General features: G+C 64.4%; 20 protein-coding genes and 2 pseudogenes. 14 read left to right on the forward strand and 8 right to left on the reverse strand.

Going from position 1 to position 26262, the window contains the following annotated elements; all coding sequences use genetic code 11:
- Positions 1-168 precede the first annotated feature (168 nt).
- Positions 169-468: pseudogene (locus ABH935_RS49660) on the reverse strand (hypothetical protein); the annotation flags it as partial.
- 314 nt (positions 469-782) lie between these two features.
- On the reverse strand, positions 783-1055 hold the full coding sequence (locus tag ABH935_RS49665; RefSeq protein ID WP_370385014.1) for a hypothetical protein: 273 nt from the start codon (positions 1053-1055) through the stop codon (positions 783-785).
- 193 nt (positions 1056-1248) lie between these two features.
- Between ABH935_RS49665 and ABH935_RS49670 the strand changes: the two genes are divergently transcribed.
- The 8 genes from ABH935_RS49670 to ABH935_RS49705 all read left to right on the forward strand — a co-directional run bounded on the left by ABH935_RS49670 (position 1249) and on the right by ABH935_RS49705 (position 11708).
- Complete coding sequence (locus ABH935_RS49670; protein ID WP_370385015.1) at positions 1249-2346, forward strand: thiamine pyrophosphate-dependent enzyme; 1098 nt, start codon at positions 1249-1251, stop codon at positions 2344-2346.
- Positions 2343-3401 carry a mannose-1-phosphate guanylyltransferase gene (locus ABH935_RS49675; RefSeq protein WP_370385016.1) on the forward strand — a complete coding sequence of 353 codons (1059 nt, stop codon included), beginning with the start codon at positions 2343-2345 and terminating at the stop codon, positions 3399-3401. The genes ABH935_RS49670 and ABH935_RS49675 overlap by 4 nt, the downstream gene beginning before the upstream one ends.
- A gap of 75 nt (positions 3402-3476) precedes the next feature.
- A complete protein-coding gene (locus ABH935_RS49680; protein ID WP_370385017.1) occupies positions 3477-5363 on the forward strand; it encodes a hypothetical protein in 1887 nt (628 codons plus the stop codon).
- A gap of 136 nt (positions 5364-5499) precedes the next feature.
- Entirely contained in the window at positions 5500-6945 is a 1446-nt protein-coding gene (locus ABH935_RS49685; RefSeq protein ID WP_370385018.1) for a radical SAM protein, read from the forward strand.
- Positions 6942-8063, forward strand: a complete 1122-nt coding sequence (locus ABH935_RS49690; RefSeq protein WP_370385019.1) for a glycosyltransferase family 2 protein — start codon at positions 6942-6944, stop codon at positions 8061-8063. Before ABH935_RS49685 ends, ABH935_RS49690 begins: the two co-directional genes overlap by 4 nt.
- On the forward strand, positions 8060-9133 hold the full coding sequence (locus tag ABH935_RS49695; protein WP_370385020.1) for a sugar phosphate nucleotidyltransferase: 1074 nt from the start codon (positions 8060-8062) through the stop codon (positions 9131-9133). Before ABH935_RS49690 ends, ABH935_RS49695 begins: the two co-directional genes overlap by 4 nt.
- Positions 9134-9144: 11 nt before the next feature.
- Positions 9145-10818: a carbamoyltransferase gene (locus ABH935_RS49700; RefSeq protein ID WP_370385021.1), complete on the forward strand. Its 1674-nt coding sequence runs from the start codon at positions 9145-9147 to the stop codon at positions 10816-10818.
- 113 nt (positions 10819-10931) lie between these two features.
- On the forward strand, positions 10932-11708 hold the full coding sequence (locus tag ABH935_RS49705) for a phosphotransferase (RefSeq protein ID WP_370385033.1): 777 nt from the start codon (positions 10932-10934) through the stop codon (positions 11706-11708).
- 19 nt (positions 11709-11727) lie between these two features.
- On the opposite strand, the gene ABH935_RS49710 is transcribed toward ABH935_RS49705, so the two are convergent.
- A complete protein-coding gene (locus ABH935_RS49710) occupies positions 11728-12729 on the reverse strand; it encodes an aldo/keto reductase (RefSeq protein WP_370385022.1) in 1002 nt (333 codons plus the stop codon).
- Positions 12730-13715: 986 nt separating this feature from the next.
- Here ABH935_RS49710 and ABH935_RS49715 point away from each other — a divergent pair.
- Positions 13716-14309, forward strand: a complete 594-nt coding sequence (locus tag ABH935_RS49715) for a phosphotransferase (RefSeq protein WP_370385023.1) — start codon at positions 13716-13718, stop codon at positions 14307-14309.
- Between the two features lie 96 nt (positions 14310-14405).
- Here the strand turns inward: ABH935_RS49715 and ABH935_RS49720 are convergent, their stop codons facing one another.
- Both ABH935_RS49720 and ABH935_RS49725 read right to left on the reverse strand, forming a co-directional pair.
- Positions 14406-14711 (reverse strand): hypothetical protein, encoded by a 306-nt coding sequence (locus ABH935_RS49720; protein WP_370385024.1) that lies wholly within the window; start codon positions 14709-14711, stop codon positions 14406-14408.
- Entirely contained in the window at positions 14704-15015 is a 312-nt protein-coding gene (locus ABH935_RS49725; protein ID WP_370385025.1) for a hypothetical protein, read from the reverse strand. The genes ABH935_RS49720 and ABH935_RS49725 overlap by 8 nt, the downstream gene beginning before the upstream one ends.
- An 844-nt stretch (positions 15016-15859) precedes the next feature.
- On the opposite strand from ABH935_RS49725, the gene ABH935_RS49730 reads away from it, so the two are divergent.
- The 3 genes from ABH935_RS49730 (at position 15860) to ABH935_RS49740 (ending at position 18172) form a co-directional block, all read left to right on the forward strand.
- Entirely contained in the window at positions 15860-16939 is a 1080-nt protein-coding gene (locus tag ABH935_RS49730) for a hypothetical protein (RefSeq protein ID WP_370385026.1), read from the forward strand.
- Positions 16940-17105: 166 nt separating this feature from the next.
- Positions 17106-17645, forward strand: coding sequence for a winged helix-turn-helix domain-containing protein (locus ABH935_RS49735; RefSeq protein WP_370385027.1), 540 nt, complete (start codon positions 17106-17108; stop codon positions 17643-17645).
- Positions 17642-18172: a transposase gene (locus tag ABH935_RS49740; protein ID WP_370385028.1), complete on the forward strand. Its 531-nt coding sequence runs from the start codon at positions 17642-17644 to the stop codon at positions 18170-18172. The genes ABH935_RS49735 and ABH935_RS49740 overlap by 4 nt, the downstream gene beginning before the upstream one ends.
- A 437-nt stretch (positions 18173-18609) precedes the next feature.
- On the opposite strand, the gene ABH935_RS49745 is transcribed toward ABH935_RS49740, so the two are convergent.
- The 3 genes from ABH935_RS49745 to ABH935_RS49755 form a co-directional block, all read right to left on the reverse strand.
- Positions 18610-19002 (reverse strand): hypothetical protein, encoded by a 393-nt coding sequence (locus ABH935_RS49745; protein ID WP_370385029.1) that lies wholly within the window; start codon positions 19000-19002, stop codon positions 18610-18612.
- A 314-nt stretch (positions 19003-19316) separates the two neighbouring features.
- Positions 19317-20318 carry a hypothetical protein gene (locus ABH935_RS49750; protein ID WP_370385030.1) on the reverse strand — a complete coding sequence of 334 codons (1002 nt, stop codon included), beginning with the start codon at positions 20316-20318 and terminating at the stop codon, positions 19317-19319.
- Positions 20319-20975: 657 nt separating this feature from the next.
- Complete coding sequence (locus ABH935_RS49755) at positions 20976-21389, reverse strand: tyrosine-type recombinase/integrase (RefSeq protein WP_370385031.1); 414 nt, start codon at positions 21387-21389, stop codon at positions 20976-20978.
- A 662-nt stretch (positions 21390-22051) separates the two neighbouring features.
- Between ABH935_RS49755 and ABH935_RS49760 the strand changes: the two genes are divergently transcribed.
- Both ABH935_RS49760 and ABH935_RS49765 read left to right on the forward strand, forming a co-directional pair.
- Positions 22052-25969, forward strand: a complete 3918-nt coding sequence (locus ABH935_RS49760; RefSeq protein ID WP_370385032.1) for a hypothetical protein — start codon at positions 22052-22054, stop codon at positions 25967-25969.
- A 36-nt stretch (positions 25970-26005) separates the two neighbouring features.
- Positions 26006-26262 (forward strand): annotated as a pseudogene (locus ABH935_RS49765) (helix-turn-helix domain-containing protein); the annotation flags it as partial.

Below are 26262 nucleotides of genomic sequence, written 5' to 3' on the forward strand. Positions count from 1 at the left end.
AACACACAGCATCACGGCAAGGCCGCCGCCTTGTCAGGGCAATGAGAAACCCCGACATGAAATGATCATGCCGAGGTTAAAGAACAAGCTCAGAGTCTGGACCGCATCCGTCGGTGGGCCGAGCAGTTCTTCGATCAATGCTGATGCGGGCAGCATGAGCGTTGTAACTCAGCTGTTGCCGGCCTCAGCCCGGTGCCGGCGCCGCAGCGCGCGTTGGGTCTGTGCGCGGGCGCACTCGCGGCAACAGTACTTCACGCCGCTCGTGCGGTACTGCCCGTACTCAGCCCGGCCGCGCTGGCGGACGAAGTTCCGACGGCAGGTCTCGTTCTCACAGCGACGCACTACCGCGCCTTCACCCATCTGGTTGTACAGCTGCAGGAACGCCACCGAGTACACCGTGGGACCGCGATCGGCCAGGTCGCCGAACCCGATGCTGAACGGGGCCAGCGCCGCCTGGATGATCTCCTCCGTCTCGGGGCCGGCTGCGGTTTTGCATCTTGATAGGGCGGGAAGAGGCCATGCCGTCCAGCACTCTGGCGGCAAACGCCCGTCACTGACTTCTCGTCCGCGTCCTCGGACGCTGATCCGGGGATCGGCGTCGATGCCGGATCCCCGGATCTGGTCAACGCGCCGCAGCGCACGATCTGAGCGCCGAGGTCGGCGTCGTGGTCCCGCAGTTGATGGGTCCGCGATTATGCCGGTTTGGTACGTGCCGCCTGCTCCTTAAGGATCAACGTGATGTGAGATCGCTACCATTATCGTCTATTTGACGATAATGCCCCTCATGACTTATCGTCGATCTGACGAATACCCGACGATGGGGAGGTCATGATGGTGGAAAGTGTCGGCCCGATGGAGTGCTGTACCCACGTCGCGCAGGCGCTGCTCGCCGACTTGTCGCACGTTGCGGCGGTTGTCGGCAGCCCGATCAGCCATCTGGCAGAGACTTTGGCCACGGAAGCTGATTCGTTCGCGTGGGCGCTGAACGAGAAGAGTGCGGTCGAGTCGGCCGTCGGCATGTCCGCGGCAGGTCGTCGGTCGTGCGTGGTGATCAAGCACAACGGTTTGAGTGTCGCTCTCGACTCTCTGCTCAACGCGTCTCTACATGGAACGGGAGCTGCGCTCGTGGTCGTCGTCGGCGACGACCCGGGCGCCGAGTCCTCGACGTCGGTGCAGGACAGCCGGAGCCTGGCGCAGACGGCCCGCATCCCGGTGTTCGAACCGACGTTCCTCGGGGACACCCGCAGGGTGGTCGAGGCGGCGATCGAGGCGTCGGAGCGTTGCCGTATCCCGGTCCTGATCCGGGTGACGCCCGCCATGCATCTGGGCTGCGATCGGAGTCGGGATCGTGTGGACCTCCTGCGTGGCCCGTTTCCTCGGCGTTCGACGCCGCGCATCGATGCGCATGTGGCTCATGGCCTGACCAAGATGGGCCGGGTACAGCACCACCGGTTGGTGACGCTGCCGACGGTCCTGGAGGTCATCGCTGAAAAGGACCTGTCTGATGAGGTGTGCAAGGACTGTTCGCAGACGGCGATGATCGCCGTCGGTGCCGCAGCGCGGTATCTGCCGGACGACGACAGGTGCCGCATGGTGGTCCGCGCGAGCTGGCCTGTCACCGACGACGTGGTCGCTTTCGCCGACCGGCATCCCTCGACCATGGTTGTCGAGGAGTCGGCGTCGGTGACGGAGGAAGCACTCCGGATCCGCGCTCAGCAGCCGTCCCGGCTGCAGGGACGCCTGTCCCACCACCTGCCACCGGACGGATCGCTGACGTCGGAGATCGTCGCCAAGGGCCTCATCGGGCCGTCCCCTACGGCATGGCGTGATCAAGAGAGCAAGACGGGTTCACCGCCTCCCGGCCGCTATGACACCGTCTTCAGAGCGGTCGCTCGCCTGCACGATACCGGCGTGTTCGTCGCCACCGACGTCGGCTCCTCGGTGCGGTTGTGCTATCCGCCGCACAACGGTGCCGAGGTGGCGCTGGCGCTCGGTTCAGCCATCGGCGTGGCCAATGGCGTGGCGCGGACCCGGCGTCGTGCAATTGGCGTGATCGGTGATTTCGGACTGCTGCACACCGGCATCCAGCCGCTGATCGAAGCGGCGGCTGCCCAGCTGCCGGTGCTGGCTGTGGTCCTGGCCAACGGTGTGCAGGCCCAGACCGGTGGGCAGCCCGTTCCAGATGTCGACTTCCACCGGTTGATCTCAGCCTGTGGCGTGCCGCACGTCGAGCAGTGGCCGCTGGCCTGTATGGACTCCGACGCGACATTCGCGCGCTTGTCCCGAGTGCTGCGGGGCGCACTGCCCGCCGTGGTCTTGATCACAGACAAGCCGAGTTCTCGATGAGCACGCCGTATGTAGCTGTCCTCGCGGGTGGTAGCGGTACCCGCTTGTGGCCGCTGAGCCGCCGGAACCGCCCAAAGTTTCTGGCCGACGTTGGCACCGGCCGCCCCTTGCTCGCCGAAGCACTCGACAAGGCTCTGATGATCACTGTCCCTGACCGCGTGGTGATCGTCACCGGCACGTCTCATGCCCGAGCGACCACCGCGATCGCCGAAGAACAGGGTGTGCGACGGATTCTGGTGGAACCTCAGCCTCGTGATACCACCGCCGCGATCGCGGCAGCCGCGCTTTACGTACAGCGTCGCGAACCGAGCGCGCCGATGGTCACAATGCCTAGTGACCATCTGGTTGGCAGCGACGGTTGGACCGAGTCCATCGGCCGCGCCTTGCACTGCGCGGCGCAGGGCCACCTGGTGTGCCTGGCAGTGGTTCCCGATGCCCCGGCCACGGGTTTCGGATATATCCATGCTCCGCAGCAACCGGACCGCCGACACCATGACCCGCGCCCCGTCCTAAGCTTCACAGAGAAGCCGGACCTGCGAACAGCAGGCGACTACCTGCGAGATGGCAACTATCTGTGGAACACGGCGATCATGAGTTTTCACAGTGATCGCTTCCTGGAGTTGCTGGAGCGACACGCCCCCGATATTTCCAGTGGCGTCGCCACGGCCTTGACGGTCTCGCCCTCCCGGCCCGGATCCACTGCATGGTCCAAGATCAGAGCAAGAGCGGTTGAACGCGCTGTGCTGGAGCCGGCCGCCGCCGATGGCGCGCTGATGGCGGTGCCAGCCGCCTTCACCTGGACCGATGTCGGCAGTTGGGATGCCATGGCCGAGCGGCCGAACGGCCCGTACCTCGCCGACCGGTTGTATCAGCAGGACGCCGACTGCTATGTGGCTGCCAGCGCGGGAAAGCGTCGCTATGTCCTGCTCGGCGTGAAAGACCTGGTGATCGTCGACTGCGACGACGTCTTGCTGGTCGCCGACCGCCACCACGCCCAGCAGCTCAGACAAGTCGTGGAAGCCCTACAGGCTCGGGGCTGGTCCGATCTGTTGTAAGCGCGCTAAGCCGTAACTACGTCTGCGGCCAAGGCGATGTCGTTTCAAACCGCTTCGTTCGAAGGGGGATCGACGATGCATGTGATACCGCGCCGGCTCAAGGCCCTGCGACATCGGGTACCCGCCAGTCACGCCACCACACCGACGCTGGCCGCGGTCGCCGCCGAACTCGGCTCCCTAACCCCTAACAGGGTTCTGTTGTGGACCGGTGCTGGCATCTCAGTGCCAGGCCCCAGCTCGTTGCCCACCGGATGGGAGCTAACGGAAAGGCTGTTCCGGTCGTTCTTTCAATCCGATGCTCTGGCCATCGTCTTGGGCTATCACACCCGTGCCTATTGGCTCACCAGCGCTCTATGCCCTGTTCAGGCGGTCTCGCCGACCGCCCGGCTCCCCAGGCTGGAGACCGTGCTCGGCGTCGCTGAGCGGTACTACGGAACACGCGCCCACGGCGTGCTCGATGACGTTCGCACCGCGGCACCCAATGCCTACCATGAGTTCTTCGCCTGCCATATCGCTGCTGGCGGTCGCCATATCACCGCCAACTTCGACATCTGCATCGAAAGAGCCCAAGCATCGTCGGGCGCCGCTCCTCCGGCCGCGGATGCCCTGATCCACTTTCACGAACGGCTGGATGCCACGACCACGGCGGCAACGCTGGGCGCCACTCTGGCCCGGATCGAAGGAGGATTCAGCACGGACTTGGCCACGCGAATGCTAGACCGGGTGACCAATGCGGCAGCGACGGTACTCTTCGGCTACAGCGGCAGCGACTTCTTCGACGTCGACGTCACCTTCAGCACGCTGCAGCCAGGCTCGTTGGACGGACACCGCGTCTACTGGATCTGGCACAGCGAGAAATGTTCGTGGCACGAACTCCACCCCGACGCCCAAGACGAGCCCCCCTTGGCCCGCTACATGCGCGCCGCCGGAGCCGAGGTCCGGCATTACTGCGGTCCAACCGGCACGCTACTGCAGGCCTTGGCTGGCCACTGGCGGATGCCGTACACCACTGACAGTGCGGCCCGCGGACTCAAGCAGATCACCGTCGCCACGAGCGATGACGAGAAGACGGCAGCGACTCTCGCCCTCTACCGCGAACTCGGCATCCCCGCCGAGATCGACCGCATGCTCGCGCTGAGCAACCCCGCGGCAGACCCGAAAGACCTGTGGATGGCTCGATCCGAGCTAATGTGGGAACAGGGGCGATGGAATCAACTGCGACGTATGTGGTACCACGGGCCTCTGCCACCGGGGGTCTCAGAAGCGACACGCCTAGAGCGGATAGGCGCCGCCTTATGGGTGCAAGGGCGGCTTGTTCCGGCGTACTTGTGGCTCAGTCACCATCGTCGGCGCCTGGAGGCTCAAGGCCAGGTCGATGAAGCCTGGCCCCTGGCCGAGACCCAGGCTCGCGTGGTGGAACACATGGGCTTAACCCCCGAGCTCAGACCTCTGGGCCGGCGCTTAGCCCGCAAGGCGGCCGAACGGCTCGGGAGCCCCGACCAGACAAAAGGGGTCCACACCTATCGCCGGCACTACGATTTGCAAACAAGCCTTTCCGCCACCGCACGAGGGGTTAGGCGCAACACCGACGACGCTGACACCTCCCGGCAATGGTTCGAACAGGCAGGAAGCATGATCGCGGCTATCGCGTACTCGCACCGCATGCTGCGCGACGGCTACGGCCCGCACCTGTCGGAAGCCGAATTGGAGAGTGCCTACCGCCGCCACTTCCAGCTGGCAACCGCCGTCGGTTCCACCGGCGCAGCATGGCGGGTGATCCTGCTGCCCGGCGCCAATCGGGTGTTCTCGCTGCGCGAAGTCCTCGCTGCCTGTTACGCCTTGGAATACGGCCACTGGCATCGGTTCCGGCTATTGTCCAATGTCATTGCCAAGCGGTTGCTCCACCATTTGACACAAGGGGCCCGGGGCTGTCGGCGATTCATCGCGAAACTCCGCCCGTGAACAGTGATTGATCCGGCCGGCCACCTAAAATCCCTACTTGCGCTATGCTACAAGACGGCTACGCTCGCATCATGCTCGACTGATACACCGCAGTCTGCATCGCTCAACTCTCGGATGCGATGAGTGAGGGGCTCGCATGTCTGACAGTGCGACAACAGTCATCATCAGGCCCGAACCATCAAGGGCTTTAAGCGCCTTCTACGTCAACCTCGGTTCGGCGGTGGTCGCCGGGCATTTCAGGCAGGTAGGATGGGACGTCTTCCTGTGGGACGCCGCGCGTGACAGACCCGATCCGGCCGAACTGCTCCAAGCGGCCGATATCTTTCTTCTCACCGGGTATATCGATGACTTCTCGAAGGTCATCGAGCTCGCCGCCGACATTCATCTCCACAACCCGGAGGCGACCGTCGTGGTCGGCGGGCCTCATGTGACACTTCTGGGCGCGAAGATATTGGATATCACGCAGGAGTTCGATGTGATCTGCATCGGTGACGCGCTGGCCGAGACCGAGCGCTGCCTCGTCGAGCTCGGCTTCCGTCGACCGGGTTCTCCTATCATGGTCACGGCGTCCGGCCGGGACTTCGACACGCTGATGCCCGCATACGACCTCTGGGATCGGTCGAGGTATTTCGGCGTGCTCCCGGTTGAGTTCTCGCGGGGATGTCGGCACAGGTGCCCGTTCTGCACCGACCCGGTGCTGCGCCCAGGCCTGCTCACAGACCAGGGATTCACTGTCGTCGACCGTCTCACGCGAGCAGCGGATGAAGGCTATACACGGGCGCGGTTCGTCGACTCGAGTCTGTCCAGTCTCGGACCGCCGCTCGTGGAGATGCTGCGTCAGCTAGCCGACCGCCAGCTGTCCATTTCGTGGGGAGCCTTCGTCTACCCCAGCGACGTCACTCCGCGATTGGCACAACTGCTCGCCGATGCCGGGTGCACCGCAGTCTTCATGGGCATCGAGAGTCTGGCCGCCGAGGTGATCACCGGAAAGGCACACCAGAAGCGGCACGACAAGGTCGGCGAAGCCGTCCGAATCCTCCATGAGCAAGGCATCTACGTACATGCCAACTTCATCATCGGCCTGCCTGGCGAGACCCGGCAAACAGTCGACGAGACGCTTACGGGCATTCAGGCCTGCACCTTCGACTCCGTCGGCGGCGGCCCGTTCTTCCTGACTCCGAATTCCATGTTCCATCGGGACGCCGCGCGGTTCGGCATCGAGATCCTGAACGAGCGCTGGCAGGAGACACAGCATCTCAACTTCTGGGAGCCTGCCGAGTACTTCAGGACCAAGACACTGTCCCACGAGGAGATGCGGTCTCTGGCCGGTTACTTCCGCCGACAGTGCGAGCTGCTGAACATCCCCTGGGGCTTGTCGGACTACCCGTTGCTGTGCTGGGAGAGTCTCGGCGGAGAACGAAGCCACCTGCTCGACCTCTGGCGGGCTGACAGCACATCCTTGACGAAGCAGGAGGGCCTTGTCGTGGACGTTCTCCGAGAGAAGCGGATCGCGGACCCTATCCATGACTGGTCACATGACTTCCTGGCGCTGGCGGGCAAGGTCGCGGGCGGTTGCGAATGAGGCTGTCGACAGAACTGCAGACACACCGTGGGCAACGATCGGCCATCTCAGTCGTCATACCGACGCGGGGCAACCCCGAGTCGGTAGAGCGGCTGTTGCGTAGCCTCGCCGCAGCGGCCGAAGGGTCGGTCTACGCGGAGATCTTCGTCGTCGACGACTCCGATCCGCGGGAGGCCGAGCGGATAAGGGCCCATTGCTCGGCATTCGACGCACGATATGTCGGCGGGCCTCGCAACGTGGGGGCCAAGCGGAACCTCGGTGCTTCCCAAGCCGCCAATGAGGTCGTACTCTTCGTCGACTCCGACTGCGTGGCGACACCGGATCTCCTCGCGCACCATCTCGCAGCACACGAGTCCTTGGACCAGCGATTCATCGGAGTAGCCGGAACGACCCTCTTCCACGGCAAGGCGAACTTCGGCGCGAAGGTCGTGGAACGTTCGATGGTTTACGAAATGTTCAGCGGTCCCCGCATCTATGACGAGATGCTTTGGGCGACCACGTCGAATCTCTCGGTCAGGAAGCATGCGTTCCTGGAAATGGGGGGATTTGATGAGAAACCGTTGACCGTCGTAGGTGGCGAGGATGTTGACTTCGGTCTGAGGGCGGCGCGGCTGGGACAGGCGATTCGAGCCTGCGCGAAGGCCGAGGTCCTGCACAGCCGTCCCGATAGAGCACCGCTGCGAGGTTCCGCGAGAAAGCTGTTCCGCTATGGAATCGCAGACACCTGGCTGTGCGATCGGTATCCCCGGTCGCGACGTGTCTGCGCGAATCCGGCGATCCTGGCTCCGGCAGCCTTCGCGCTGGGGGCCGTCATCGGCAGATCCCGGTGGTTGGTGGCGGGCATATTGCTCTCCGCCCTCACGCTCCTCGCGGTCTATTTGGTAGAGGTTCGGAAGCGGCGTGAGCGGCGGGCCGACTGGCGTTACTCGATCGCCGATCTCTTTTCGGTGGTGTTCGACTGGTCCTATGACCTCGGAGTGGTCTGCGGCGGGATCATCACCGGAAAGCCCTGGCTCTGCTTCACAAGGTTCGAATATACGCCGGTCGGGGCCTTCGTCAGCGACATCGGCTCGCGTGATCCTGACTCCAGTGACGCTGAAGCGGCGGGGAGACGATGAAGGCAGTAATCCTCGCGGGTGGATTCGGCTCGCGGCTAAAACCGCTGAGCACCCACCTACCCAAGCCGATGGTGCCCGTGCTCAACTACCCGGTCCTCCGCCATGTCATCGTTGGTCTAGCGAAGGTCGGAGTCCGAGATATCGGCGTCGCCGCCGGCAGCGACGCCGCCCTGCTGCGATCGTTCCCATGGCAGGCGGAGACGCTCGGTTGTCGCCTCCATTGGCTGCGGGACGACAGGTCGGCGGGCACCGCCGGCGCTCTCACATGTAATCGTGACTTCTTCGACGGCGCGCCAGCGCTGGTCGTTCCCGCGGATAAGATCAGTGCTGTAGACGTGGTCGCCCTCATGGAACACCACCATCGATATCCGGCCGCTGTGACGCTCGCGGTTCACTCGGTGGACGGAGCAACATGGTCGGGCGACGTCGTCGAAACTGACGGACCGTACGCTTCGGCCTATCGGTACCTGCCCCGGCACCGGCCCGACGGCTTATGCCACGGATCGACCGACGTGTGGGTGGTCGATCCGGTCGTGCTCGCCAGTCCGCCCAAATACCCACAGGATTTTCCGCGTGACGTATTGAGCAAACTCGCTGATGAGCCCGACACCGTCGGTGTCTTCGACGCAGGTCACATCCCGCTGCGCGATTTCGGCGTTTTCAGCGGCTTGTACAAGGGGAACATCGAAGCCGCGCAGGGTCTTCTAAGCCTGGAATTCCGTGGCGAGCAGGTGCAGAACGGCGTCTACGTCGAAGCGGGTGTCAGGATCGCGGGCCAGGTGCACCTCGAACCACCTGTCCATATCGGGCGGGACGTCTCCATAGCTGCCGGTACGCGGGTCATGGGACCGGCGGTGATAGGGCACGAGGCGACCATCGGAAGAGGCGCGGTCGTCTCCGGCGCCGTGCTTCTACCCGGCGCGACGGTTCCGCCCGAAAGCGTGGTCGCCGAAGGTCTCGTCGGCGGTTTCGCGCGCCTGGCGTCTGCGACCCTCAAACACCACCCGATCGGTGGCCCCGCTGAACGGGTCGCCGGATCGGCAAAACAACTAACTGACGTGAATGAGTAGGGGCGGCCTGGATGCGCGCGCTGGGAGTGTCGGGCGGTTTCGGACACGATGCCGCCGCCGCGATAGTCGTGGACGGCACCGTCGTGGTCATGGCCGAGGAGGAGCGCCTCTCGCGTCGGAAGGATGCCGTCGGGGAGATTCCCGTCAACGCGATCCACGCGTGCTTGAAGTATGCCGGTCTCTCGGTGGCGGACATAGACGCGCTCTGCCTCTCATGGAATCCCGCCAAAGACCCGTCGAACCACCAGATGCAGTCTATCGCGACACGCATCTCCTCGGAGAGCCGACTTGAAGGTCTTGAACAGCGTACGCGTGTGTACGACCACCATGCCTGCCACGCGGCAGCGGCCTTTCTGTACGCAGACGTTTCGGCTCCCGCCATGTGCATCGTCGCGGACGGTCGTGGCGAACTCACGTCGACGTCGGTGTACCGTGTCTGGAACGGCGGCACGGAGCTCATCGAGTCATCGCCACTCGTCGCCTCACTCGGTACTTTCTATGCGGCTGCCACAGAGTTCTGTGGGTTCCGGCGCGGCGGCCAGGGCAAGACCATGGGGCTCGCCGCGTACGGCGAAGCAGTCGATGCCTTTCCGGAGCTCTCCGTCGACGATCTCAGGGTCGACGCTGGAAGGGCGAACCTCATGCGAGAACATGATGATCCCACGCATGCCCACCGTCAAATGCGCCAAGACTGGCTCGACGCCATGGTCGAGCGTTTCGGCCCGCAGCGCAGGGCCCAGCATCTGACCGACGAGTTCCTCTGCGGGCGGCCGGACAGCACGTTCGAGCGCCATCACGCCGACCTGGCCGCATCAGTCCAGCTCGCCCTCGAGCGGGTGATCGTCGAACTCGCTCGGAACACAATGCACCGGTTCCCAGGGGTGCAGCTCGTCTTCGCGGGCGGCGTCGCCCTCAATTGTTCGCTCAACGGCCGACTTCGCTCGACGTTCCCCGACGCCCGTTTGCATTTCAATCCGGTGCCCCATGACGCTGGAAGCGCTCTCGGCGCAGCAGTCCTGGCAACGTGGGAGTCAGGAGGAGCCGTCACCGGGATTAGCACGCCTTACCTCGGTATCGGCTGGTCCCATGATCAGCTGACAACGCTGCTCAACTACTACGGCGTCGCCGCCGAGCGGCCCACGGACCTTTCAGAAACTGTGGCCGACTACTTGGCCGACGGCAGAACAGTCGCCTGGTTCCAAGGACGGTCGGAGGTCGGCCCCCGCGCGCTGGGGCACCGGTCGATCCTGGGCCGCCCCGATCTGGACTCCATGAAGGCAACGATGAACAACAAGATCAAACGACGGGAAGCGTGGCGTCCGCTCGGGCCTTCGGTTCTCGACAGTGAGATGATTCGTCTGTTTCCCCGATCGGACACTCCGTACATGATCGAGGCACAACGGATGCATCCGGCGCTGCGAGCAGAGTTCTCGTCGGTGGCACACGTCGACGGCACCAGCAGACCTCAGAGTGTCACAGACTGGTCAGACACCGAACAACTGTATCCACGCCTCTTGGCAGCTTTGCGTGAACGGACCGGTTGGGGCCTTGTGCTCAATACATCGTTCAACGACTTCGCTGAGCCGATCGTGCACAGCCCCATCGATGCGCTTCGCACCTTCTTCAGCACACCGCTGGAGGCCTTGGCCTTGGGACCATACCTGCTCCGGAAGTCCGAAAAGTGACGACCAGAACGTGGCCGCGTGCCCAGCGGCTAGATCCCGACCAGATCCTGGGCCGACTCGCGAACGACCGCGGCCTCACCCTCCGATTCGACGGATATTGCGACGGCGGGCAGATGGGGGCGGTCTACGTCAGAGACTCCCAAGAGCGAAGATTCGTCCTCACTCGGCTCTTAGAGACTTCCACCGACCGTGTCCGCCAGATCATGGCCGTGCACGACGTGCTTGCGAAGCGCGGCTATCCACTGGCTCGGTACCGAAAATGTGCCGAGCTCGGCACTTCGGTCGTGGTGCTACAGGAGTGTCTACCCGGCGGGATACTCCAGTACCCGAACCTGGACATCGTCACGAGAATGCTGGCCCTGATCGATGCACAACGAGGCACCGCGGCTGGACTGCCTACTCTGACCGGCACCGCCCTGCACCTCGATGAGCCTGGTACGACGTTCTGCCGCCATGACACTCTTCGCGCGCATAGCCGGCGGTCCGCCCGACTACTCTCCTGGATCCGTGAGGTAGGCAAGGACACCGCGCCTACGACGATCGGCGATGACATCGTCCACTTCGACTTTCACGCCGGCAACATCCTCGTCGCCGACGGATCCATCTCCGGCGTCGTCGACTGGGGCGGAGTGTGCCGCGGAAGCCGCTTCTTCGACCTGGTGACGTTCCGGTTCGGCGTAAGCCGTTCCTCAGGGATCCCGGGCGTCGCTCAGGTCGGATCGGAAGTGATCGACCATCTCGACGCGATGATGACCCAAGTCATGGTGGAGGATGAGTTCCGTAGGCACTGGGCTCACATGAGCCTGCGTATGGCGGACTGGTCGATCAGACATTTCACACCGGCTGTGACCGAAGAATGGCTGACGTTGGCCGAATCGCACATGCACTGAACCGAGTAGGGCCAAGGCCTCAGTCGCGAGCGCCCGGCAAGCCGGCCTCGTAGACGGCTTGTACCTCGGCGAACTCCCACTCGTCGAAGGCGCCGAATTCCAAGGCCCGTGCATTGTCCTCGATCTGGCTGATGGTTCGGCACCCGGGGATGGGAACCGTAGCCGGACTTCGTGCCCAGATCCAGGCCAGAGCCCCCTGAGCAAGGCTTCGTCCGCCAGCCGTAAGGACGTCGTGCAGCTCGGCTACCATGGCGACGTGCGGGGCGACAGGCCGACTGTCGCGAAACCAAGGCAGCCAGTCGTGGTTGCCGGAGCGGACGTCATCCGCCGCGATCGCGGAGTCGAGCCGGTATTTGCCCGACAGCAGACCCATTGCCAGCGGCTCCCGATTGAGGCTGGCCAGACCGCTCCTGGAACAGACTCCAAGCATCGTCGGAGCGTCTCGGAGCACCGAAAGCGGATGCTGCACGGCGGCGTAGTGGGCTCCGATGCCGGACCATGCGGCGGCCCGCTCCGAGTGGTCGGTGCTCCAGCCGTAGCTTCGAATGAGCCCTTCCGCCACCAGCTCCTCAAGCGTCTCAACCATCTCCATCGCCTGCTTGACGGGCAAGTCATTCAGGTGCAGTTGATACAGGTCGATGTAATCGGTGCCCAGCCGCGCGAGAGAGGCGGTCAGGGCCCTGCGAATATAGCCGGGACTGCCATCGGTTCCGAGGACTTGACGGGTGTCCTCGTCGAACCGGTTACCCCATTTGGTGGCTACGACGACGGCGTCACGGTGACCACGTAGCGCTTTTCCCAGGACGCGCTCGCCGTGACCGGCACCGTAGACGTCCGCTGTGTCGAACAAGGTTACGCCGAGCTCGAGCGCCCGGTGGATGACGCGCACTGATTCGTCATCATCCACCTTGCCCCAGCCGTTCGGCACCGTGCCTGTCCAGAAGGGGCCGCCAACGGCCCAGCAGCCCATCCCCATCGCGCTGACCGTGATTCCGCTACCGCCCAACGGCCGATGCATCATATGGGAAGCTTCTCAAAGCGACCCGATTCGGGCAAGCAGAAAGTAAGAGGGTTCCTTCCAATGTCGCTTTCTCATCAATCCCGAGGCACCGGAGGAACAGGCCGTTTGCCTCAGCCCACCCATCGGGCCCAATCGCGTACAAGCAGGAGTGTTCGGGTTCGAGCTCCACGCGGACCTGCCACCGCATATGTCCACCGCCACACCATCCCGAGTCCACGCCCTTCACTGGCAAGCGCCAGTCAGATCGCGACCGGACGCAACAACCGCCGCCGAATGGGAGGCTTGCGAAGGGTGTACGCACTTCTCCTACCAGCGGGTTCCACTCAAGCCTCTCTTAATCCGCGGGTTCGGGGTTCAAGTCCCTGGCGGCGCACCCGTAGCAGGCCCCAGTTCATAACCGTGAGCTGGGGTTTTGTGTTTTTGATCTTGGAGAGGTTGAACCTCTTGACGGATCGTCAGTGCCGTGGACCAGGAATGGACCAGGTTCCGATGAGGATCAGCCGTCGTTCGGGAAGTCAGAGGGCTTCGACTCTGCCCTGATTCCCGCGGATTCTGATCCGCGGGATTTGGGCATTTCGGGCGCCGAGGTCGGTGGACCAGGGTGTGGACCAGGGAACGACTCGAAACACCTACTCCGACCTGCGGTTTCCCACTCTTCACCCTTCTCCTGCTCTGATGGCCAGCTCGCGGCCTGGTGCCGCTCATACCCTCGACAATCACGTGTGATTTTCCTTCCCGGCCGTCGTGGCACGGCCGCGACGGTTCGCGCCGACGCGGTTGGTGGACGCGGTGGGTCGGCCTGCCGTCGAGCGGGCGCGGTTGGCACTGTCGGCTTGTTGGCGGCCAGCAGCACAGCCACGGCGTCGATCGCCTGCCACTTGAGCGGCGCGAACACCGAGGTGTCGGCTGGTCACGTCCTCGAGTACGGGCAATGTGAGGTTTCGTGTGGGCGGCGACCTGGCCGTCCGCCTACCACGCATTGCTGGTTGGAAGGCGCAACGTTCCAACTGGATCTGCTCGCCGATCCGTTGGCCGCGGCACGCGACCTCGCCGAGTTCGTCCACCGCCTGCAGGCAATCGACGCGACCGTAGCCCCAGTCCCGCCGGACGATCCGTTCAGCCGTGGCACGCCGCTGGCACCGCGCGACGAGCTCTTCCGCGCGGCGCTGGAGGAACTCCAGGACGAGTTCGACAATGGGCTGGTCCTGGCTGCATGGGAGGCGTCGCTCGCAGTTGGTCCATGGAATGGGCCGCCGCGGTGGATCCACGGCGACCTCATACCGGGCAACGTCCTGGTAGCCGACGGCCGGCTCACCGCGGTCATCGACTTCGCCACCGCGCGTGCCGCCGACCCCGCCGGTGACCTGTTGGCCGCCTGGTCCCTGTTCAGCGGCGACTCACGGCGCGCCTTCCGCGACGCACTGGAGATCGACGAGCACGCGTGGGTACGCGCTCGCGGCTGGGCCCTGTCCATGGAGATGCTCGCGCTTCCGTACTACCGGGCTCGCTACTCCGCGGCGGTAACCAACGCCCCACGCCGGATCGCCGAACTCCTGGCCGACTTCGCTGCGGAACAGTAGCCCGCAACGACTCCTCCGCCGCCCAGTCCGGTCGGCCACCGAGCACTGGCACGTCATTACGTCCGGCCAACTGTCAGATCACTTTGTTACCAGTCCTTAGTGCTGGGCCTTGGCGCGGTGGGTGCGGATGCTGGCAGGTGTGCCGTCGTAGTTGCATCCTGGGACCGGGCACCGCTGCCACTTGCTGCCGCTTTCGAGTGCGGCCTTGCGAACGGACTTGTCGGGGCCGAACCCATGGTGGGCGATGAGCCGGGCGACTTGGCCGTCGTACCGGGCCACCAGAAGAGCGGCTTCAGCGATCTTGTCGTGTCCTTGCGCGAAGAAAGATCCGATGCCGACCTCGGCTCCGCAGCCACACCAGCAGGTCCCTGTCGGCAGTAGCCGACTCTCGGTGTTAGTCATGCCTCCATGGTAGATCTTCTAGGGGATACGTCAAGAATGTAGTTCTAGAAGCCCCTTCAAGGAAGAGATTTTCGGTCAGCCCGCCACCGGCATAGCTGCGAATCAGCACGTCCGTGCCGGGGGTCAGCAGGACGTCGCACGACGTGCCTCGGTTGTTCACGGCGATGTGCACCCGGCCCTCGGCGTACAGCTCTGGGTTGCGGCACGTGATCAGGGACCAGCCGCGCGGGTGCATGTCCCGGAAGATCCAACGCCCCTTGCGCACCCGGACATCAGTCGCCTTCACCGTGTCCTGGGTCGTCATGCGCACGCCCGAGACGGCCAGCCGGACGAACCGTCCTCAAAGAATTCGAACATCAGCAGCTCCCACGGGTGAAACCGACCCGACGACGGAGACACGTCCACGCCCACCAAGGTAATGATGTTGTGCGGCGCGTTCTCCGCAGACTCGGCGGCGGGCCGCTGTATACCGCCACCAAACGCAGGGTGTTCGGCCGCGACGTCGTGGCCGGAGCTGCAGAGGCCGCACAGGCTGTCGGGCTACCTGTTGCTCCGCTTGATCCCGAACGACCGCCTACGGGCCTGCGGGACCTGCTCTCCGCTGGCGTCTACAAGGACGACGTGGCCACCGTGCACGCTGCCCGCACCTTGCCGAACCCACCCCGGCACGTGTTCAGCGTCGCCGCTGGGGTGGAACAGTTCGCCCAGGACGCATGTGATACCGAAGGTGTCTACGGTGTGGGGCAGTGGGCGCCGGGTGCGGTGCAGCTAGTAAACGCCGGGATGGATGAGGCGGCGTTCCTAGCTGCGTGGGATGCCTGCTACGGCGGCGCGCCGGACTACCCGGCAGTGCAGGCGTACGCGGCCGGTGTGATCGCTCAGGCAGCCATGGCGGCAGCGCCGGACGACCCTGTGGCGGGCCGTAGCAGCGCTCGACATCACGACTGTGTTCGGGCGGTTCGGCATCGACGCAGACACCGGAGAGCAGACCAGGAACGAGGCCGTGCTTACCCAATGGCAGGGCGGCCGGGCCGTGGCGCCTTGAGTGCTTGGACGCGTCCACCACGCCCCCGACAAGCGACCGCTTCCCACATGCCGTTGCGCTCCGATAACGTCGCGGTCGCGGGGTCATCGGGTGAGGGGTCACTATGCGACGAGTCGTCGCTCATGCCATAGCGGCGCTGGTTATCGCGTGTACGGCCGCGTGCTCCAACAGCACCGCGACAGCGCGGACCGCCAGCGGTATCACGCCAACGTGGATCTATGCCGATAACACCAGCGTCATCTTCATCTCGCTTACTCGCACCGGGAACACCCTCACAGGCACCGAAGACAGCGCGGGGATTAATGACGGCAGTGCGACCCAGGTCTCCCCGATGCACCTATCGCTCACAGGGACCATCGATGGCACCGCCATCACCCTGACGATCCTGGGCAACATCCTCAGCGGCTCCACGACGATCTCCGGCACCCTCGACGGAGCAACGATGTCGCTGCGCTACCCCTGGCCCGGGGGCAGCATCCAGACCCTGACGTTCCACCCCGGTACGGCCGCCGACTACAACCACGACGTTGCCGCGCTCCAGGGGCAGGCCCAGTCCAACGCTTCCGCCTCCGCGTCCGCGTCCGCCTCGCGAGCCTCCGCCTCCGAAGCCTCTGCATCGCAGGCCGCCGACGCCGCAGCAAGAGACAAGGCCGAGCAGCAAATCAGCACCGACGCCGACGCCTTTGCTACGGCTGTCGAAGCGGCGAACTCGGCGATGGCCAAGAGCTACAACTTCTCAGGGTTCGATTCAGACCTCGCCGAGGCACAGAAGAACTTCAAAGAAGGCCAGGACTATGTTGCGAAGGCGGCTACCGAGTCCGAGAGTTACGCCGCCTGCGACGACGCCACCTATGCGCAGAACGATGCGACCTACGTCGAGAACGACCTGAACTACATCGGCAACGAACAGACGTACCTCGCTACGGCTGTCGGTCAACTGTCCGACACCGTTGCCAATGTGTCCAGCGCACTTAAGCGCTATCAGCAGGACAGCGCGGCCGTGCCTGGTTTTACGGTCGCGTCTCCCCCAACTGACGGCGCCGCGAAGGGTGTCACGGACAAGGTCAGTCAAGTTACGGCAGGCTGGAACAGCAAGGCCGCAGACTACAAGTCGCAGGTGCAAAAACTCCTCGACCAGGCCAATAGTATTGCGACTCAAGCGACGAAGACCTACTGCGGCTAGTCGGACGGCACTATCGCCACCGAAAATCAAATAATGGGGAGGGAGCCAGGATGTTCAAACGAAGTGTCTGCGCGATAGCGGCTGGGGTAGTCGGCGCGGCACTACTGATTTTGAATGCGTGATGTCGTGTACTGACAGGTCTTGATCCCTGCGGTACGTCGTAGGTGTGAGGTATCCGCAGGGTGGGGGTCTGACCGCCAAAGAGCGCGAGTTCCGCGAGCAGGTCCGGCTGTCGGCTATGGACTTCTTCGAAGCCGGTGATGGCAACAAGGCCGTGGCCAAGGCGCTGCGGGTCTCGGTGCGGTCGATCGAGCGGTGGCGTGCGGCCTGGGAAGCCGACGGCGAGCAGGGCTTGTACTCCAAGGGGCCGGCGTCGCTGCCAAAGCTGAGCCCGGCGCAGTTCCAGGTCCTGGAGGACGAGCTGCGCAAGGGTCCGGCCACACACGGCTGGGACGACCAGCGCTGGACGCTGGCCAGGATCAAGACGGTCATCGGTCGCCGGTTCCACAAGTCGTACACGATCCGCGGAGTGTGGGGGTTGATGCGCCGTAACGGCTGGTCCTGGCAGGCCCCGGCGCGTCGTGCCGTCGAGCGGGACGAAGCGGCCATCGAGTTGTGGAAGAAGGAGGTGTGGCCGGCCGTGGAAAGGCAGCCGCGGCTTCAGGGGCATGGATCTTGTTCGAGGACGAGTCTGGGTGCGTCTTGAGGCCGCCGCATGCCAAGACCTGGGCCAGGCGTGGGCAGACGCCGATCGTCACGGTCCGCGGGCGCGGCTCGGGCCGGGTCAACATCGCTGGCCTGACCTGCTACCGGCCCGGACACCGCTCGCGCCTGTTCTACCGCCTGCTGGTCTACCACGGCCGTAAGAACGAGAAGAAGGGCTTCGGCTGGACCGATTACCGCGACCTACTGACTGCCGCACATCAGCAGCTCGGCGCCCCGCTGATCGTGATCTGGGACAACGCACGCACCCACTGGATGCCTGGGATCACTGAATTCGCCGCCGAACACGCCTGGCTGACTCTGATAGCGCTGCCCAAGTACGCCCCGGAGATCAACCCCACAGAGGGTATCTGGTCGCTGATCAAGCGGGGCCCGCTGGCCAACCTGGTCCCGGTCGGCCTGGACGAGCTGGCCAGCACCGTCCGTTTCGCGCTCAAACGGATCCAGTACCGGCCCGAGCTCGTCGACGGCTGCCTCGCCGAGACCGGCCTGGTCATCCACCCGCCCTGACCCGCGACGACATCACGCATTCAAAGTCAGTAGCGCTCTCGGGCTGCGGGGGTGATGACTCGTTCGACTTGGCTGTGGGCGCCTACTGGATGAACACACACTCTCCGGGCTGGCAATGCGACCCGACGTCTGTAGCGCTCACCATCGAAGACCAAACGGGCGCTATCGTCGCGCTGGGGAACAGCTCCAGCGTCTATCTCGACGATAACGGCAGGTGCGTCTACAAGTTCTCGATACACGTCCCGTCGAGGCCGTTTTACAAAATTATTGAGGGTACTGCCCCGCCGTTGGAAATCACGTTGGAGCAAGCTAAGGCCCCCTGGGTTTGGTACATGATGTAGAAATAAGATGAGCGATATCGATGAGACCAAGGACCATTGGGAGTAGGCCACGCCCGCTACCAGTCGTTGAGGTCAGGAATCGAAGTCAGGTGCACGTCATCGCGCATCAGCGCAAAAGAGCGATGCCGTCGTGATGGGAGCAGGTTCCGCTACCAACGGATTCGCTAACTGTTCCGTCCTCGCACAGCGACCCCAGGCCGGGAACTTCGTCAACCACGTAGCCATCTCGCATAGTCCCGGTCGGAGGCCCGGAGTAGCCTCAACCTGAGTAGCCCAGCCGATCTGAACCACCTGCCGCAGGATCTGCGCGGTCCTTGCTTCAGCATCGAGGTCCGTCCAGCACAGCCCGACCGCCTCGCCGCGGCGCATCCCGGTGAACGCCAGCAGCAGGAACAGCGCGTAGAACTCGAGCCGGGCGGCGCGCTTCAGGAACGTCGCAGTCTGCTCCGGGGTCCACACCACCACCGACGACGGCAGGTCGTTGCGCAAGGCAATCCCAGACTTCGAGCCCGCGCCCAGTCGGCAGGACGCCTCGCTGAGCTCGCGGAGGTCCAGATAATTGTGGACAACCGCACAGCGACCTGCTGACGCTGTGCACAGCAGGTCCCAGTCCAGTCAGTAGTCGATAGCCTCTGCAATACGAAGCGACCAACGCCAGGGACAAGGTGCCGCTGACGTCCCAGACCGGGGCGCATCCCTTGACGACTCACCGCGCCGCGCATCCCCGATGGCGCGCCCTTATGACCGTGGCCTGCAACTCTTTGCCATCGCCGGCATCCCTCCCGTGGCGCCACATCAGGGCGTCATCCCGACTCGCCGGCGTCGGATTCTATGGCCGGCGCCGGCTGTTTAGCAGGATCCTGCCATTTGGCGGGGTCCTGTGGTCCGCGGCGTGCTTTAGCGGCAAAGGGGAGTACTGCGGGGACGAGCCCGAACAGCGTACCGCTGAGAAGGAGCAGCGCCTGTTGAAGGATATCGATGACATTGTGACGCCGTGAATCGACCATGCTTGCGGCCATTGATCCGCCGGGACTCATCTGTATCTCTCGGGACCGCAGTCCGATCCCGGTCGATCCTGGCTCGATGTCAGTGAACTTCGAGCCGCTCGGGGGTTGGAGGTAGAGTTCGTATTCCTGCCCGAGGCCATACATAAGGCCTTTGGGTATGGCTCCTGGGCGGTCTTGGAACGACGTTGTCTCGAGAATCCGCGGATTGGTGACCGAGATGGCGCTGGTTCCGACCGAGGACGGTACGAGCGACTTGACCGGCACCATGCCGAATGCGGTGACCTTCAGCGAGGTGAACACCGAGATCGCGGGGATATGGCAGAGCAGGATGTCGGGAAAGCCGTGCCCGCCCGCGAAAATCGTGCCCGCGATGCTGTATTTGGTGCCCGCGACGTCCCACTCGGCACACGTTTCGGACGGTCCACTGAGCGCCCCGTCCGGAAACATGAAGACGATGTCGACGGCGTTCGGCAGTGTTCCGTCCATGCTGTCCTCGGTGAGCCCGATAGCGGTGTAGCCGAGTAGACCGGACGGCGGCGGGCCGAATGAGAACTCTGCTTGGGCAACGCCTGGTACGTTGTCGCCCGGAAGTTCTAGCCCGTCCTGTCCCCGGTAATTGGCCTCGATCTGAAGCTGCCACGACGGCGAGCCCGCCGACGCGAAGCCGCCTAGCAGCGCATCGAGCGACTTCTCCGACTCCGCACTGACATAGACACCAAACTGCAGCGGCGTGGTCGGCGCCGACCCGACGCCGGCTGTCGCATCCTCAACGCGAAGATCAGCGAACAGCGCGAGCACAGCGACGGCGATCAGGAACAGCGGGCTGACGACGACAACCCATCTGCGCCACCCACGCCGAGACCCCGATGTGTCAGTCGGAGAGGACACGGCACCCCAAGGCGGTAGGAATGGGTCACGAGGACCGGAGAAGAGAGAACCCTGCGATCAGGCCTGCATTTTATAGGTCTGGTTGACGAGGATGCGGACGGCTTCGAAAACCCTCGTGCCGTCGCTGCCTTCCGTGTCGCACCAGAGAGAGCGCCGGCGATCGACGTAGCTGCGACCAGCGCTCTTCGTCCAAGCCTCTCTTAATCCGCGGGTTCGGGGTTCAAGTCCCTGGCGGCGCACCCGTAGCATATCCCAGCTCAGGCCACTGAGCTGGGATTTTGCATTCTAGATCTTGCAGTGGTTGAACCTCTTGACGATCCGTCAGGGGTGTGGACCAGGATTGGACCAGGTTCCGCTGAGGATCAGCCGCCGTCCGGAAAGTCAGAGGGCTTCGACTCGGCCCTGATTCAAGCGGATTTCGGCTCGAAGGATTCGGGTATATCGGGCGTTGATGTCGGTGGACCAGGGTGTGGACCAGGGAACGACTCAAAACACCTCCTCCAACCTGCGCCTTCCCAGGCCTCAGCTGTTCCAGGCTCTCGTGACCAGAGCACGGCTGAGTGCCGCTTATGCCTTCGACGTTCGTGTGTGATACTCCTTCCCGGCAGCCGTGGCGGGGCTCCGGCCGTACACACCGCCGCGGTTGCTCGGCATGGCGTCGCGGCCACCGCGCCGCCGCGCTCGACCTGTCGGCGCTGTTGGCCTGTTAGCGGCCAGCAGCGCGGCCACCGCATCGATCGTCTGCCATTTGAGCGGGGCGAACACCGAGGTGTAGATATCACGAGTAATGCCGGTGCTGGAATGGCCAAGTACGTCGACGACGACTTTGATGTCCACGCCGGCGGACAGCATCAGGGACGCGGCACCATGGCGTAGATCGTGCTGTCGGATCGGCGGCAGACCGGCCTCTCGGGCCAGCTGCTTGAACCACGCCGGCGCCCAGGCAGGGTGTATGCAGGTCCCGTCCGTCCGGGTGAACACAAACCCCGTATCGACCCACGTCTCACCGGCGGCGGAGCGTCTCCAACTGCTGGACGATCTCGTCGGTGAGCATCACGGTGCGGACGCTCCGGGACGGGGTGCGAGACCTCGGCCGGGACTATCCCGCGCCGGCACGCCGCCGCGGCGACTAACTCGGACGTCGAGATCCTCCGCGGCGAGAGGGCGAGACGGCGGGCGTTCATGACACGGGTGATCTCATAGCCCGATCTGAGTGTCCGCTGATTATCCGCCGCCGCACCAACCGTCTGACGGTTCCGAGAGATTCGGCCGAGACCGGCGTGTATCCCTCACAGCAGATTCAAGTGCTTGAAGAGTTGCGTCGGTCTGAGGCTGCGGAGCTGTGTGGCCCACGCCCACGCGTCGGCTGCGGTGATGTGCTTCGGGCCGATGACACGGACCGCTTGGTCTGGACACGAGTGAGGTGTTGCGTCTGCGGTTTTCCAAGCCTGCTAACCGCGAGCCTTGGCCGCCGTCTTGAGCAGCCCAGGCACGGTTTCGTCACGACCGGATGGGATGAAGCCCGCGACGGTCGGCTTGCACGCGGATACGATTCGTACACTGCGTATCGTCTGCGCCGCAGCAGGTGCCTCTGCTGTGGCTGTGGTTTGTTTCTGCGGTACAGCCGATCAGCTGGGGGCTTCATGTCGGACCGTCAGGCGACGCTGGCCGCATTGCGCGATGAGTTGGTCCGTAGCTTTCAAGATGTTGAGAGGATTCTGGGTTCGAAGGCGACACGCGCCGCCGAGGATGTGCGCGCCGCGGTACCCGATGCTGACAGCGATCTGGATGCCGCGCACGCTCTGGGCTGGTATCACTGGCTGCGCTACCAGGCGCTGCCGGAAGGCCTGGACCAGGCGGATCTAACCGCAGCCCTGAGGTTTTTACGTTTTGTCAATGCGGCACGCCCGTTTGCTGTCCCGGAAGCAGCGCGCCGCTTTTTCGACGGCCAGGCCGTGGACGACTCGGATACCGACACGGAGCCCGGGTCGATGACTCGTCGGGCTATCAGCGCGTTCGCTGCCTACCAGCGCACCGGACAGAGCGAGCTGCTTGAGCAGGCCGTCGCACTATTTCGTGCTGTTCTGGCCGCCGTCCCCGACGACCGTCCCGGACGCGACATGGTCCTGCACGACCTCGCGATGGCGTTGCGCGTGCTGTTCGAGCACACCGGGCAATCGGAAACGCTGGTCGAGGCGGTACAGGTTGGCCGGGCCGCGATGGCCGCCACCGCCGAAGACCACCCCAACCGCACCGCTGTCTTGAACGAACTCGGGATCGCGCTGCAGATGCTGTCCGAGCGAACTGGGGAGCTCGAAACTCTGATTGAGACAGTGCAGGTGAGACGGGCGGCGGTGACCATTACCCCTGAAGACCATCCCGCCCGTGCCGACAGCCTGAGCAGCCTCGCGATCGCGCTGCAGATGCTGTCCAGGCGAACGGGACAGCTAGACGTGCTGGTTGAGGCGGTAGAAGTAGGGCGCGCGGCGGTAGCCGCCACCCCCGAAAACCACTCCATTCGCTCCGGGCGCCTGAACAACCTTGGCGGCGCGCTGCTGTCGCTTTTTCATGCCAAGGGGCAGCAGGAGATTTTGAACGAAGCCGTGGCGGTGGGGCGCGCAGCGGTTGCCGCCGCCCCGGAGGACCACCCCGACCGCGCTGCAGTCCTGATCAACCTTGCGGGCGCGCTTACGGCGCTGTCCCGCCGTACTGGGCAGCAGGAGATGTTGGCCGAGGCGGCATCACTGTGCCGGCAGGCGGTGGACGCAACGGCCGAGGACCACCCCTACCGCGTAGGGCACCTGACCAACCTCGGGATAGTACTGCGGGCACTGTTCGACCGGACCGGGCAGCTGGACGTGCTGGTCGAGGCGGTGGAGGTGGGCCGAGCCGCTGCGGCCGCCGCTCCTGAAGATCATCCCGACTATGCCCGATCCTTGAGCAGCCTTAGCGGCACGCTCCAAACACTGTCCTGGCGCACCGGGGCGCAAGAAGTGCTCGCTCAGTCCGTAGTCGTAGGCCGTGCTGCAGTGGCCGCAACGCCCGAAGATCACCCCGACCGGCCCACGCACTTGAACAACCTAAGCGGCGCGCTGCGGGCTCTTTTCGAGCGCACAGGGCAGCTTGACGTGCTAGTCGAGGCAGTACAGATGGGGCGGTCGGCCGTGGCTGCGCTCCCCGAAGACCACCCTGACCGCGCCGCTGTCCTTGGCAGCCTCGGTCGAGCGCTGACTACGCTGTACTCGCGCACTGGGCAGCAGGAAGTGCTTGTCGAGACGGTGACGGTGAGACGAGCGGCGCTGGCGATCACCCCTGAGGATCACCCCGACCGTGCCGCGTGCCTAGATAGCCTCGGGACCGTCTTGTTGGCGTTGTATGAGCGAACCGACCAGCAAGAAGTGCTGTTCGAGGCGGTGCAGACAGGTCGAGACGCAGTGGCTGCCACTCCCGAGGAAGCCGCCTACTACGCTGGACATCTGAACAATCTTGGGATCGCGCTACAGGCGCTGTTCGAGCGAAACGGGCAGCTGGATGTGTTGGTCGAGACTGTAGAGGTGGGGCGAATGGGGCTGGCCGCCAGCCCCGAGGATCACCCCAATCGTGCAGGGCACCTGAACAATCTTGGTATCGCGATGCGGGCACTGTTCGAGCGCACAGGGCAGCAAGAGGCGCTCGTCGAGGCGGTGAGTCTGGGTCAGGCTGCGGTGGCCGCCGCCCCCGAGAACCACGTCGGCCGTGCCGGGCTTCTAAACAACCTTAGCCTCGCCTTGCGCGTGCTTTTCGACCGCGTCGGCCAACTAGAGGTGTTGATCGAGGCGGTGGGGGCGGGCCGGGCGGCTGTGGATGCCACTCCCGAAGATCACCCCGACCGTGCCGACCATATGGCGAACCTCGGGGTAGCGCTGTGGGCGTTGTTCAGACATACCGGGCAGCTGGATGTGTTGGTTGAGTCAGTGGATTTGGGACGATCAGCGACGAAGGCCACGCCCAGAGACCATCCCGCCCATGCCGGGCACATGAATAATCTTGGGATCGTGCTCCAGGCGTTGTTTGAACGTACTGGGCGGCTGGATGTGCTGGTTGAATCGGTGGAAGTATGCCGGGCCGCGACTACCGCTACCCCCGAGGATCACCCCGAGCGCGCCAGACGCCTGAATAACTTCGGGGCCGCGTTGCAGGCGCTTTACAGGCGTAGCGGCCGGGTGGATACGCTGGCCGAAGCCGTCCAAGTAGGCCAGGCAGCGGTAGCTGCCACCCCTGAGGGTCACCCCGACTGCGCCGTGAGACTGAACAACCTCGGGGCCGCGCTGCAGGAGTTCTTCAAACGCACAAAGCTTTCGGCCGTGCAGGTCGAGGCGATACGCGTGTGTCGGGCAGCGGTGGATGCCACCCCCGAAGGTCACCCCGACCGCGCCGTGAGACTGAACAACCTCGGGATGGCGCTTCACCAGCTATTCAGACGTACGGGGCAGCAGGACGTGCTAGCCGAAGCACAGCGCGGGTATCAGGAAGCGGCCTTCAGCCCCCAAGGATCGACATTTGCCCGAATAGCTGCGTATCGGCAGCTCGCTGAACTCGCCGCTGAAACGCAGGATCCCCAGGATGGGTTGCGGTTCGTGGAGGCGGCCATCGAACTGGTGGACACGATGGCCCCAGGTAGCCTGGCCCGGGTAGACCGCACGTATCAGCTCGGCCGACTGGCCGACCTGGCCGGTGAGGTCGCCGCCGCGGCGCTGAACGCCGGCCAGCCGACACGGGCGGTGGAACTGCTCGAGCGCACACGAGGAGTCTTGGCCGCTGAGATCCTCGGCCTGCGCGGCGCTGACCACACTCGCCTGCGCGAACACGCCCCCGACCTAGCCGACCGGCTTGAACAGCTGCGCAACCGACTCGATGACCTCGAGCTCACCGGCCCTGCGGCACCAACACTCACGGCTACACCCGATGCTAGCCAGCAGACCTCAATGGCCAGCCAAAACGTAGCCGATCAACGCAGCGAAGCCCACACGGCCTGGCAACTGCTGCTCGATGAGATCCGTTTGATACCCGGATTCTCCGACTTCTTCCGTGCGCCCTCCATCAGCACTCTGGCCCGCAACGCCAAGGACGGGCCCGTCGTGTTCGTCACTACCAGTCCGACCCGCGCCGATGCTCTAATCCTGACCGACACCCCCGAGCCCGTCCACACCATCGCACTGACCAGCCTGACCCACGAAGCTGCGTACGACCATGCCAACCGCCTGCACGCCGCACGCACCACTGCGATCGACCCCGCAACGGACCCTGAGGCGAGGCAAGCCGCGCAACGCGAAATCCTTGCCACCTTGGCCTGGCTCTGGGACACCGTCACAGAACCTGTCCTGACTCACCTGGGCCACACCGACGCCCCCCACGACAACCAGCCTTGGCCCCGTATTTGGTGGTGCCCCGTGGGCGCCCTTGCCTTCCTGCCCCTGCACGCGGCCGGCCACCACGCCCTCGACCCTGCCAGGGCTGTGCAACCGCCCACCGTGCCCGACCTAGTGCCGTATCAGGCAACGTTCGCCCCGTCAGTGTGGTGAGTCCCGCCGATGGGGCGGGTGTATCAGACTTGGCAGATAGCTGAGCGGGTCCGGGTTCGAGAGATCGATGACGACGAGAGCCGTCGGTTGCTGCGGATAGTGCGGCGGGGCACCGGGTCGGTGGTGACCTGGCGTCGGGCGCAGATGGTGTTGCTCTCAGCGCAGAAGATGCCCGTGGCGAAGATTGCCAAGGTCACGTTCACCGGCGAGGACCGGGTCCGCGATGTGATCCACAATTTCGACGCCGACGGATTTCGCCTCGTTGTACCCGAAGTATGCCGGAGGTCGGCCCC

It is taken from the genome of Catenulispora sp. GAS73 (genome assembly GCF_041262085.1).
Classification (GTDB): domain Bacteria; phylum Actinomycetota; class Actinomycetes; order Streptomycetales; family Catenulisporaceae; genus Catenulispora.